The sequence below is a fragment of the Lentibacillus halodurans genome (assembly GCF_900112045.1).
GTDB classification, from domain to species: Bacteria; Bacillota; Bacilli; order Bacillales; family Amphibacillaceae; genus Lentibacillus; species Lentibacillus halodurans.
In genome coordinates, this window is sequence record NZ_FOJW01000004.1 from 184,952 (window position 1) to 197,178 (window position 12,227).

The 12,227-nt window shown below is 43.1% G+C and carries 14 protein-coding genes and 1 pseudogene; 5 read left to right on the top strand and 10 right to left on the bottom strand.

Translation table 11 applies throughout. The features are described 5' to 3' along the window. Window positions 1-104 precede the first annotated feature (104 nt). Window positions 105-686 (top strand): annotated as a pseudogene (locus BM195_RS06625) (IS3 family transposase); the annotation flags it as partial. A 779-nt stretch (window positions 687-1,465) separates the two neighbouring features. Here the strand turns inward: BM195_RS06625 and BM195_RS06630 are convergent. The 7 genes from BM195_RS06630 to BM195_RS06660 all read right to left on the bottom strand — a co-directional run bounded on the left by BM195_RS06630 (window position 1,466) and on the right by BM195_RS06660 (window position 6,218). Then, entirely contained in the window at window positions 1,466-2,716 is a 1,251-nt protein-coding gene (locus tag BM195_RS06630; RefSeq protein WP_090235479.1) for an ABC transporter permease, read from the bottom strand. Then, entirely contained in the window at window positions 2,709-3,635 is a 927-nt protein-coding gene (locus tag BM195_RS06635) for an ABC transporter ATP-binding protein (RefSeq protein WP_090235485.1), read from the bottom strand. The genes BM195_RS06630 and BM195_RS06635 overlap by 8 nt, the downstream gene beginning before the upstream one ends. Before the next feature lie 14 nt (window positions 3,636-3,649). Beyond that, the gene (locus tag BM195_RS06640) at window positions 3,650-4,555 is read right to left on the bottom strand and encodes a M23 family metallopeptidase (RefSeq protein WP_090235487.1); all 906 of its coding nucleotides are present in this window, start codon (window positions 4,553-4,555) and stop codon (window positions 3,650-3,652) included. Then, window positions 4,552-4,875 (bottom strand): hypothetical protein, encoded by a 324-nt coding sequence (locus BM195_RS06645; RefSeq protein ID WP_139223980.1) that lies wholly within the window; start codon window positions 4,873-4,875, stop codon window positions 4,552-4,554. The genes BM195_RS06640 and BM195_RS06645 overlap by 4 nt, the downstream gene beginning before the upstream one ends. Next, window positions 4,875-5,093, bottom strand: coding sequence for an ATP-binding cassette domain-containing protein (locus BM195_RS19115; RefSeq protein WP_139223982.1), 219 nt, complete (start codon window positions 5,091-5,093; stop codon window positions 4,875-4,877). The genes BM195_RS06645 and BM195_RS19115 overlap by 1 nt, the downstream gene beginning before the upstream one ends. Continuing rightward, window positions 5,066-5,344 (bottom strand): ATP-binding cassette domain-containing protein, encoded by a 279-nt coding sequence (locus BM195_RS18810; protein WP_090235493.1) that lies wholly within the window; start codon window positions 5,342-5,344, stop codon window positions 5,066-5,068. Before BM195_RS18810 ends, BM195_RS19115 begins: the two co-directional genes overlap by 28 nt. Before the next feature lie 496 nt (window positions 5,345-5,840). Then, window positions 5,841-6,218, bottom strand: a complete 378-nt coding sequence (locus BM195_RS06660) for a PH domain-containing protein (protein ID WP_090235497.1) — start codon at window positions 6,216-6,218, stop codon at window positions 5,841-5,843. 124 nt (window positions 6,219-6,342) lie between these two features. On the opposite strand from BM195_RS06660, the gene BM195_RS06665 reads away from it, so the two are divergent. Continuing rightward, the gene (locus tag BM195_RS06665) at window positions 6,343-6,936 is read left to right on the top strand and encodes a superoxide dismutase family protein (RefSeq protein ID WP_090235500.1); all 594 of its coding nucleotides are present in this window, start codon (window positions 6,343-6,345) and stop codon (window positions 6,934-6,936) included. Window positions 6,937-7,171: 235 nt separating this feature from the next. Then, entirely contained in the window at window positions 7,172-8,365 is a 1,194-nt protein-coding gene (locus BM195_RS06670; protein ID WP_090235502.1) for an MFS transporter, read from the top strand. 77 nt (window positions 8,366-8,442) lie between these two features. Here the strand turns inward: BM195_RS06670 and BM195_RS06675 are convergent, their stop codons facing one another. The 3 genes from BM195_RS06675 to BM195_RS06680 are packed head-to-tail and all read right to left on the bottom strand — an operon-like array spanning window position 8,443 to window position 11,269. Then, window positions 8,443-10,284, bottom strand: coding sequence for an ABC transporter permease (locus BM195_RS06675; protein WP_090235504.1), 1,842 nt, complete (start codon window positions 10,282-10,284; stop codon window positions 8,443-8,445). 31 nt (window positions 10,285-10,315) lie between these two features. Continuing rightward, window positions 10,316-10,486 (bottom strand): hypothetical protein, encoded by a 171-nt coding sequence (locus tag BM195_RS18270; protein ID WP_170848173.1) that lies wholly within the window; start codon window positions 10,484-10,486, stop codon window positions 10,316-10,318. A gap of 15 nt (window positions 10,487-10,501) precedes the next feature. Further along, complete coding sequence (locus BM195_RS06680) at window positions 10,502-11,269, bottom strand: ABC transporter ATP-binding protein (RefSeq protein ID WP_090235507.1); 768 nt, start codon at window positions 11,267-11,269, stop codon at window positions 10,502-10,504. A gap of 235 nt (window positions 11,270-11,504) precedes the next feature. On the opposite strand from BM195_RS06680, the gene BM195_RS06685 reads away from it, so the two are divergent. Beyond that, entirely contained in the window at window positions 11,505-11,729 is a 225-nt protein-coding gene (locus BM195_RS06685) for a DUF1659 domain-containing protein (protein WP_139223981.1), read from the top strand. A 167-nt stretch (window positions 11,730-11,896) separates the two neighbouring features. Beyond that, window positions 11,897-12,031: a YvrJ family protein gene (locus BM195_RS06690; RefSeq protein ID WP_090235512.1), complete on the top strand. Its 135-nt coding sequence runs from the start codon at window positions 11,897-11,899 to the stop codon at window positions 12,029-12,031. Window positions 12,032-12,227: the final 196 nt, after the last annotated feature.

Here is a 12,227-nt window from a genome sequence, read left to right on the forward strand (position 1 = left end):
GATACACTAAGGTCATATAAACTTGATTCAAATAAAACGGAGGAGAATCAACAAATGGCCAAACGAGAGAGAAGAACATTCTCAAAAGAGTTTAAGGAACAAATCAAGGTCTTGTCTCAAAATACACTGTTGCTCAATTCAAGCCGACGAAAACCACGTGTAACGAATCGGCCGTAGGGAATACATTAAATCGAGCCTTTGATCAAGACCAGGAACTCAAGGTGATTGTGAGTGATTTAACCTACGTACGAGTGCAACAGAAATGGCATTATATCTGTGTGTTAGTAGATTTATATAATCGAGAAATCGTTGGCTACAGTGCTGGCCCTCATAAGAGTGCAAAGTTGGTTCAACGTGCCTTCGCAACGGTTAAATACAACTTAAATTACCTTGAATAATTCCATACAGATCGGGGTAGTGAGTTTAAGAACAAGCTTATAGACCAAGCATTAGAGACGTTTGATATCGAGAGATCATTGAGCGAAAAAGGAACACCGTATGACAATGCCGTAGCTGAAGCAACGTTTAAAACAATTAAAACAGAATTCGTTCATGGCAAAGTTTTTTCTTGCCAACAAGAACTTGATTTTGAACTTTTCGATTATGTGAATTGGTTCAACAATATTCAAATACATGGATCACTAGACTATCTAACACCGAATGAATACAAGTTAGTGCACCTTTAAAAATTTGTTCAGTTTAGTGTTGACACACCAATACACGTTTGTTCATAGTTGGCTCTCCTCTATTTTTGTAGGCAGCGGCTGTATATTTTGTACTGCAACAGGAATTCCCATGCCTTATTTGAAATCGTTTTCAAAAAATCTCTCAATCTGATCGAAAGGGGGAAAAGATAAATGCGAAAAACATTGGCTACCTTTGTTTTGCTGGCAATTATAATCATTGTGTTTTTTGTTATCCTTGAGTATACGTGAAATAATTCTGATGTTACCGATAAAGGTGTTGGAAAAAAGGCAGCAGTGCAAGACTACACACTATCGTTCCACCCGTATGGGAAGTGAATGAGCTTTCCGCTGATGACGAACGAAATACTGGAACAGCTATTGTAAAAGATGTCAGAACTAAGGTGAGTGAAGATTTTAATTTTCCGCATGTAATCGCTATGATAACTTGTTTGATAATAGACAGACGATCAATGATTATGATTACCACGGAGAGAATCAACAGAAGAGCGTGAAAATCTGCAGAAGAAAGAAAGAATCAACAGAAGAGAGCGAAAATCAACAGAAGAGCATGAGAATTAGCAGGTCAGCTGAGTCGTCAGCACATGCGGAGCCAACCCAAAATAAAGTGAAACGTCATTCAGCGGAGCTATTATGACGCACAGTGTACTGGCGAATTTAGTCTGCCGAGCAGTATTCTTTCTGGAGTAGTGGTCTTGATGCCCGTTATATGCAGGAAAAAGGGAGCAGCCATAGAATGCTGCTCCACCTTCCATGCTCCATCATGCTCTGATCCATTTCCAAATCTCAGCCGGTGTGGCATTTTTCCCGTACATGAGGATGCCGGTCTTGAATATTTTTCCGGCAAGCTTCATCAAAATCCAGATGCTTACAACCAGAATGCCCAGTGAAATGATGATTTCAGTCCATGGCCATTCCTCCATCACTGTCAGCCGCAACAGCAATACACCCGGTGTTGTAAATGGTATATAGGTGCCGATCTGCGCGATCACTCCGCTTGGCTCGTTGAAGACCGGACTGAAAAATATAAACGGTAAAAACGGCAGCATCATGACCATGCCCTGGAAGTTTCCGGCTGATGACATATCTGCCATCGTTGCGCCGACACCAACAAACAGTGCGGCAAACAGGAAGTACCCAAGGATGGCGATGACAACCAGCAGAATAGATTCAGGTACAAACAAGTATTCTAAAATCGGTTCATCCAATTTCCAGACGGCAATGGGTATGGCAAAAGCAAGAAATACACCAGCCTGAATCATGCCAAGTCCAAAATACCCGATAATTTTCCCCTGCATCAATTCGCCGGGTGTTACTGATGATAAGATGATTTCGGCAATTTTATCCTTTTTTTCATTAGAAGCACTCTGGAAAATATACATCCCGGAAACGACGATGGACAGCAGGACAATACCGGCAAAAGCCGCGGGAATTAGTCGTTGGACTGGATCTTCGCCGAATAATCCACCGCTTTCAGAGGTTTCCGCTGATTCATCAGCCGCAGCCAATTCCTCAGATGTGGTTTCCTCGAACTGAATGGTCATGGAAACAGCTGCAAGTTCTTCATCCGATAATCCAAGCTGCTGCATTTGCAACGTTTTTACGGGATTGGACAATGTCTGCACTTGATTCATGAAGCCAGGCCCGACTTCCTCACTTGTGTATACCGGAATGACTCCATCATTCAAGGCACGTTTATCCAGGAATATATAAGCGGTATTATCACTGGATTCCAGCTCATTTTCCACATTTTCTTCACTCACGTCTGTCGTCTGCATTTCCCAGTCCAACTCAGACGCTTCCACGGTATCTTCTAGACTGTCAAAAATCCCGAGCTGATCCTGGACAAAAACCTGTGTTGTTCCACCGCCATTGTCAGAATCACCAAAAAGACTTCCGAAAAAAATGAATCCTAAAAACAGAACAGGCGTTAAAAACAGTCCGATTAAAAACGATTTATTTTTCATATTGCTTTTGATTTCCCATTTGGCAACTTTTAAGGCATTACGCATAGGCGGCACCTTCTTTCTGTGCTAAATTTTGATCCGTTGCGATATCGATAAAAATTTCGTGCAATGATATGCGGTCAATCGATAATTCCTGAACAGACAGGCTCTCTGGCAAATGTTTCAACCAGCTGACTGGATGCACATCTCTGGCCAAATAAAGGACAGATGTATCCTCATCTTGCTTGATCCGTTCAACATCCGGCAGATTTTCAAGCACATGCGGATCATTTTTACCACGTATCGTGCATTTAAAATTGGCATATTTCTCTTTGACATCATCCATATCACCATAAATAACGCGTTTGCCGTTGTGCATCATGAACAGCCGATCACACATTTCCTCCACCAGGTTCATCTGATGCGAGGATAACAGAATGGCTGTGCCGTTTTCTGCCAGGCTGCGTATTTCCGTTTTGAACAATTCCTGACTGACCGGGTCCAGGCCGGAAAAAGGCTCATCCAGAATCAGCAGTTCCGGTTCATGAATGATGGATGAAATGAACTGCACTTTTTGACCCATCCCTTTGGACAGCTCCTCAACTGAGCTGTTTTCCTGTCCTTCAAGGTCAAATTTTTTCAAATAACTGAGTGCACGCTCTCTGGCTTTTTTCAGCGGATAATCCTTGAGCTCGGCTAAGTAAAGCAGGATATCCATTACTTTCACGTTTTTATACAACCCGCGTTCTTCCGGCAAATAGCCGATTTTATGGCGTGGTATCTCGTTGTGTCCCCGGAAGGCGATTGATCCCTTGTCTGGGTACATGATCCCCATAATGTTGCGTATCGTCGTTGATTTCCCCGCACCATTCGGGCCCAGTATCGCCATAATTTCACCTTTCCGGACGTCAAATGAAATATCACGAATGGCTTGCTTATCTTTAAATGACTTTTCTAATGTTTCGACTGTAAGCATCGTTTCCATATGTGTTCACCTCTCTAATTGGAACGAATCAAATCATTCCGTGTTAAAAACGCTTCATCAAATTCAATTGGTATACCAACACCATCTTTTTCTGCATGGATGTGCAGATGTGGCTCTGATGTGTTGCCGGAATTCCCGACAGCACCAATCTGTTTCCCTTCCTGAATCGCGTCGCCTTCATCAGCAGTGACACTGTCTTGCTGCATATGTGCGATGTAGACAACTGCTTCTGTCCCTTCACAGTTGAGTCCGACATAGTTTCCGAATGCGTGATCAGCGTCCATCTCAGGTGGTGTCAAGTCCGGCAGCCCATCCTGCATTTCCACGACTTCCCCTGAGCACGGTGCGTAAAGGGTGTCCCCGTGAATCGCATATTGATCAAGGTCTTTCGGGTACAGCCCATTCGCCCGAAAGCCAAACGAATTTAAAGCAAGGATGTCAATGGCATATTGCTGCGGCTCATAGGCGTTATGATAATTGAGCTGTGTGGAACTGCCACCATGTCCGACATAATAGGTGCCGTTCTGTAAAGGAAAAGCAAGATCCACTGCGTCATCATTCGTTGTATAGCCGCTGAAAACATTGAGATTGTACATTCCGAAGATCATGAACAAGACAATATAGAAGCCCCGTGAAATCTTTTGACGAGTATTCATTGGTGTTCGAAACGGCAGGTCTTTTGTCTTTTTCCAGGAAAAATAGATGGCTGGAATTAGTAATACGGGCCATAGGTATTTGAAATAATACCCCGTCCAGTCCCATCTGCCGGAAAGAAACATCCAAATGATAAATGTGATGGTAAATAATAGCATGATCATCCAGTCAAGCTTGTTTTTTGATTTAGCCCTCCACAGTTCAAAGATAAAAAGGGCGGGTAAAACAAACTGGACGACCATCACCTGAAGAATAAGTACAATCAAACAACCTCCCCTTCCATGATGGCTGCTTCAGCAGGTATGACAGAATTTCTTTCAGATCCAAAACCGCTTGGTGGGCGATGGAACAAATGGCTTTCACTGAAAAAAGCTTCTGTCTCATTAAGGTGATCAGATATGGTGGACTGGTATGCCCTTGCTATTTCGCCCGGTACCGCATCTTCAGGAAGGTCGGATGACATCCAATATTTCCGGTACCGCTGCAGCAGCTTCTCTTTTTCAAATGTCCCGATTTGTTTCCCGTTATGTAATACGCATAAGTAGTCGGCAAGTTTCATAATATCTGCAACTTGATGGCTTGTCATTACAATCGTGCGATCACCCTGATACCCTGATTCATCCAATCAGTTAAAAGATCCATGAGCACTCGCATGGATGGGACATCCATGAATGAGGTCGGTTTGTTCAGAATCAGAAGCGGCGCATTTCGCAGTATGGTCAAGGCCAGACTGATCTTTTGCTGCATACCGTTTGATAGTTTACCATACTTCTCGTTTAAGGGAAGATAGAACTTGCTGGTGATTTCCGCAAATTGTGCGCCGTCCCAGTCCGTACATCGGAACGATTTATTTTTCGCAGATCCTCACCCGCATATGAATTATACCCGATTGATGATTGGGGCCCAATAGGCAACCTTGTTTTTCCAAGATTCGTCGTATGAATTAGCTGGCGTATCAAAAATGTCGATGATCCGTTGTCCAGGGCCGCCAAATGCATCATCAGTTTTAACAGCGTACTTTTCCCCGAACCATTCGTACCGATAAGTGCTGTTATCGTCGCCGGTCAACATGATGACGGGCGGGAGAACGCACATATTTACGTTTGTTTTATTAATCTGAAAATCTTGTGGTTTGAATCAGGCGGCATGAAAAACGAATACAAGGGCCGGTGCGACATAACGATTGTCGAGAAACTCATTAAACGACATACCCATAGCTAAACTAAAGATTAAAATTGATATTGGAATATTTCATATGAATGCTTTCATTTCAAAGGTTGCCAGCCGGGGAGATAACCCGGCTGTACAAGGCTGGTGGGCTGCCTTTCTTGTAGTAGTTGCACCGCCGAATACGGGTTTGGTCAATATCATCGTCATTTGTTGCGGCACAAACGTAAAGACCGTGAGCTGTGTCCGCTTAAATACAAAAAGCTGACCTTTCGATTCATTTTGGGAGATCAGCTTTGTTCGTGTATCAGCGAATTATCGAAATTTATCGGCTTAAAAGATTCATCTCAATTGTTTAATATGACACTTGCCTTTTCAATAATTCTATCTCGAAACATAATCAGCCAGCACACGCTGTACTTTATAAATATTCAATTGCTTGTTGAATGTCTTCTGTATGGGTTCTACACTTCCGGATATCCAAATTTTCAACTCAGCTTCTAAATCAAATGTGCCTGCAGTCTCAACGGAAAAATGGGTGATGCCTTTATACGGAATCGAATGATATGATATCTTTTTTCCAGTAACGCCCTGCTTATCGACGAAAATCAGCCGTCTGTTTGTAAATACCATCAAATCACGGATAAGCTTGTAGGCATGTTCCACATTTTCAGATGGTGATAATAGTTCACTGAGTTCTTTTTCCACTTCTTGTGCACTGGCTTCTGACGCATTCCCCATCATGCCATCAAAAATACCCACGTCATCACTCTCCAATAATTATTTTCTTTATGGTATCAAACGCGTCAATGAATGTATAAGTTTTCCAATACTGCACAGACTAAAACAAGAAAATATATCCATCAATCGAAAGGAGAATGCCCGAATGAGAAAGTGGATACTATTCTCCGGGCTGGTATTGTCCATGTTATTGAGTGCCTGTACAGATACAGAAGATGACATGGAAGAAACCCGGGACCATGGTTCCGAGAGTGGTATCGAAACCATGAGCAATTTGAGTGAAGACACGGACAAACTGGAGATAACGATGTATAATAAGGATAAGGAAAAGGTCGGTACAGCTACGTTCAGATCGGTTTACACCGGCTTGAATGTTACACTGGATGCCTCTAATCTTCCGCCTGGTACACACGGGTTCCATATTCATGAAAATGGAATCTGTGAGGCGCCGGACTTTGAATCAGCAGGCAGTCATTATAATTCGACCGATGCAAAACATGGTTTTGATCATTCGGAAGGTCCGCATGCTGGGGACTTACCCAATATTGAAGTTGACCAGGACGGAAACGTTGTTGCCGATGTAACAGCTGACATGGTGACACTGAAGAAGGGTCAAGAAAACTCATTGCTGAAACAAGGCGGAACAGCACTGGTGATTCATTCAGAAGCGGATGACTATAAATCACAGCCGTCAGGGGATGCTGGTAATCGGATTGCATGTGGCGTTATCAGTGAATAGATTGGTTGGGGCTGCAAAAGACCCGGGTGACTGCCCGGGCTTTACGTTTTGCTGAAAAATGCCATTCTTAAGGCATTTTTTGTTACCTTCGTTTCAACCTTCATTGAAGCACCAGTCCAAAATTCCTCACTTGTTCCCATTCCATATTCTGCTTAACTCATGTATACTATATTTCGAGAGTCTAAGTAACGTTTAGTATCATACTTCTTTGTTGGAAAAAGGGGGCAGAAATACAATGACGACCGGACTGCAAACACAAACACTACCTGCCCGCGATAAAATCTGGACAAAGGATTTTATATTTATCTGCATGGCTAATTTCTTTATTTTTCTTGGCTTTCAAATGACACTGCCGACATTGCCGCTGTTCGTGGAAAAGCTCGGCGGGAGTGATCAGCAAATTGGCCTCATCGTTGGCATATTTACATTTTCAGCGTTGCTGTTTAGACCGTATGCGGGACATGCCCTGGAATCTAAAGGTCGCGCCTTTGTTTATATGACTGGTTTGGCGATTTTTGTGCTGTCAGTCGGTTCATACGCATTCGTTTCTGCTATCGCTTTACTATTTATGATGCGAGTAGTACAGGGAATTGGCTGGGGCTTATCAACAACAGCTACAGGTACAATCGCAACAGATCTCATTCCGCCCAAACGCCGTGGTGAGGGGATGGGCTACTTTGGTCTGTCCGGAAATCTGGCACTCGCATTCGGCCCTTCACTGGGGCTGACACTGGCTGGACGTATTTCATTTGCATCCTTGTTCCTGATATGTGCCGTACTGGGGCTGACAGCTTTTATCTTGTCTTCACGCATTCGCTATAAAAAAGTGGAGAAACTGGAACATCAATCAACGACTGTTAAATTTGATATATTTGAAAAAAACGCTATACAGCCGTCTATTTTATTGTTTTTTGTCACCGTCACGTTCGGGGGGATCGCTTCTTTCCTGCCGCTTTACGCCGAAGAAAGCAACATAGCCGGTATTGAGTTTTACTTTCTTGTTTATGCTGTGTTTCTGATGATTTCCCGGACGTTTTCCGGCAAAATTTATGACCGGAAAGGACATCTGTATGTTTTTCCGCCGGGCACTGCCCTGATTTTTTGTGCCATGCTGCTGCTATCATGGCTGCCAAGTACGGTAGTTATGCTGATTGCAGCTGCACTATACGGACTCGGTTTCGGCTCTGTCCAGCCGGCGCTTCAGGCCTGGGCCGTTAACAATGCACCCGAAAATCGGAAAGGGATGGCCAATGCCACATTTTTCTCCTGCTTCGATATGGGAGTTGGCATCGGAGCCATGTCATTCGGGGCGATTGCTTCAATGATGGGCTATCACATGATTTATTTGACAGCGGCAGGATCGGTGTTGTTTTCCATTATTCTGTATCTTTATTTATATGTGAAAGCAAGAGCCCAAGCAGCTGGTTGATGCTGCTTGGGCATGACATTGGGGTGGTTCTGGTACGGATATCCGGATTCTTTCATAATAAGGATAACGAAGGATTGCTAAGCCTCTTTCGGCAATACAATCCGTTTATACATCTTTACTGTAATCCAAAAATACAGACCATAGATAACAAGGAAAATGCTGATTGGCATCCATATTTTTGTATACGGTTCGATGATAATGAACGAAAACATTTGCATCCCGATCAGGACATGGACAAGACCGACGAGTGCTGGAAACAGGAACAGCAGAAATAATTCTCGATAAATGGATTTAACGAGCAGCGATTTTCGGACGCCGATTTTGCGAAGCATGCTGTAGCGATGGGTGTCGGTCGTTGCTGTTGACAGCAGTTTGAACATTAGGACACTTGCCATCATCATAAGAAATGCAACACCAAGGAAGATTCCCATGAAAATGGTGCCGCTGGATATGGCCTTGAACCCAACGTAATTACCGTATTTACCCGGAATGGTCTCAGCACCCTCTCCACGATAGTTTTCCGCCAATTCCTGCTGATTCTCACTGATTGTTTCAAACTGTGAAAGATGCGCCGTAAAGTTATCAACCTGCAACAATTCAACGGATGTCTCGTCTGCGGATATGTCATGATAGTTTCCTTTGTCAACAACATAAATACTTTTTCCGCCAAACATCGACGAGCTGGCATTCATCTCCATGGATAATGCGGTGGACCAGGCATCAGGCAACTCTTCAAATTTGTATTTCGCTTCAGGGAGTGATTCTGAAATGCGTGTCCCCTCCGGAATCTCCATCGATGTTGGATCCACTTGTTTAATCATCGGTGGATTTTCCAGCAAGTCTTCCTTTAGAAAATAAACCCCCTGATCATTCACTTTATAATGGTAGGTGTTTTGTTCCGTGATATTCATGTTCGCAAGTGCGGTTTCGTCCTCTTCCGTTGGTTGGTGAATAGCTGCGTCATTGGCATAAAAGGCTGATGCCTGAAGTTCAACATTATGGTAAAATGAAATACCGGCTGTCATCGCCCCAAGTCCCATTGCAATCAACATGGCAACTGTTCCAAGCACTTTCGTCAGATTCAGCATTCGGAATCGCAGCTGGCCAAGTGTGAACGAATTAAGTCCTTTTTCATTCAGGGAGCGATTGCCTTTCAATTTTTTCACGAACCAAGGCAGGAATGATATAAACATTAAATAGGTTCCAGGTACAATGGTGATCGCTGCTAATATCAGCCCATAGTGTTCCAGCTGCCCCATGTTGATCATGGCGTAATACCCGACACCTATTAAAATGACCGCCAATACCACACCGATGAAAGTCTTTTTTCCTTTCACTTTGACATGATCCTGCTTTTGCTCAGCGTGGAGCAGGTTCAGGACACTTTTGCGGGCTATTTTCCCTGCATTTACGATCGATGTCAGGAAGAATAACACAACATAAAAAATAATTGTTGTGATCATGGAAGGTGGATATAGTGCTTCAAATCCTTCACCTGAGAAGTCCAGCTGCCACATGAACAGTTCGGCAATTCCTTTTGCTAGTCCGACGCCGACAGTTAAACCGATCATCAAAGATACAATACCTATAAAAAAGGTCTCGAAGAACATGAGCTGGGTAACTTTATGTTTTTTGGCCCCGAGCGTCATGTACATGCCCATCTCTTTTTGCCGAAGTGTGAGTATAAAGGATGTGGCATAAAAAATATAAAATACAGTGATTGCGCCCAGTATGAATGTGCCAACGTGGAATACGAACACGATAGCACTGATCATTGAGTTGGACTCGATAAAGGCCTGGTTTTGGGCAAGTGTTTCAAACATATAAAAAATGGCAATTGAAATGGTCAGCCCGAACAACAGCACCAAATAGTCTTTAAACATCTTCCGCATGCTGGATAGTGATAATTTCAGTAACATGTCATGGTCTCTCCCTTTATAAAATCCCTTCTTAATTGCTGATTGCCAAATATGGTATATACGTCACCATGTAAATAACAAACAGAATAACTGGCATTTTCCAAGCCATATTTTGATAACCCTTTTTTACTAGCTCAACAATAAATAATGCAACGGAACTGAACAAAGCAACCATTGATATGATAAAAAGTACTTGTTCCAATTGAAAACCTCCTTTCTATTCCACCTCATCCGGTGATGTGAACTCTGACAGTGCGTCTAGTATGGTCTGGTGAAATTCATTCCGGCTCCCTTTGCGGAAAATCTCCTTATACAATTCACCGTCCTGAATGAACAGGATTCGGTCGCAATAACTTGCACTAAGCGGGTCATGGGTGACAAGCATAATCGAAACATGATGGTTTTTATGAAGATGGACCATAGCTTCCATTAAGCTTTTGGCACTTTTGGAATCAAGCGCACCAGTTGGTTCATCGGCCAGAATAATGGCGGGTTCGTGAACAAGTGCACGTGCTGCGGCTGCCCGTTGTTTTTGTCCGCCGGATATGGTCGCCGGATATTTTTCCAGAATGTTTGTAATGCCCAGTTTTGCTGCCACCTCCTGTACAGAAGGTTTGATTTTTCGTGATGGAACACCCTGCAGTGACAGCGGCAATGCAATATTTTCATAGACTGTCAAGTTTTCAAGCAGATTAAAGTCTTGAAAAATAAACCCGAGCTGTTCTGATCTGAAGTCTGCCAACTGTCCTTGTTTCATGTGCGTAATGTCGGTACCGGCGATTTGGATTGCTCCGCCTGTTGGTTTATCCAGTGTCGACACGACATTTAAAAGTGTTGTCTTGCCGGCACCGGATGGCCCCATCACGCCTACAAACTCACCCTCCTGAATATTAAAAGAGACACCGTTCAGCGCACGATACTGGTTCTCATTCCGTTTGCCGAAAACTTTTTGCACGTCCTTTACATTTACAACTGTTGTACCCATGTTTATATCCTCCTGTTTTAAATCTATTGCCAGTTTATCCGTATTGAAGGGGACTTACCATGCATTTTCCTTTCAGTAATCTTACAATTTTGAAAGGCTGGATTCCGGTCAGGCTCTTTTATATTACAATCGTATTCTGTACTTGAAAGGTGGCACTTTTTTAAGAAATTTTTTATTTGTAATGCCACCTTTTGCTTTTTTCATTCGATTGTAGGAGTGAAAGGAGGTGATCGGCATGGCTGACGAACAACAAGTAAGCTCGCTTTTTAACGCTGATTTTGAACGACGGGGGCAATATGATGACAGGGGAGACATTTATGAATCGAAAAGCTTCAACAATATAAAACCGGATGCAGCTGCAGATCAGCTATATGTCATCGCAACGGTTATCGCGGGACTGCAGGAACGGCCGCTTCATACGAACGAACCACATGATGGCTCGGAAATCTTGCAGGTATAGAATTGGTGGAATCTATTAGGAAGGCGGAAAATTGATAAGAAAGAGTGCACTGATTTTATAGGAAGCCGATTAGGTTCTTAATACATGCATGAACTCAAACGCGAGCAAGAAGCACTTAATGGTGAGATCACGTATCAGCAAAATCCAAACCAAAGGAGGTCATATCAGTGGAAGATTGGGTATCTTTTGTGACGGAGGTTGGCTTTCCGATCATGGTGACATTTTACTTGCTGCACAGGATCGAAGGTAAACTGAACGATCTGATTGAATCCATCCACGCACTCCCGGATAAAATGAAATAATACTTTCAATGGAAAACTTCGGCTGTTACCGGAGTTTTCCGTTTTAAAGCGTTGTGATCAACATACGATAAAGGAAGAAGTATCATTAAACATTTATTGGCAGGGTAAACTGCCAAATAATTGCCGAAACCATGTTTACAATCCATACGGTTCTCCCATCCTATTAATAGGCTTCAGTTTAAATGTTCGTCTCATC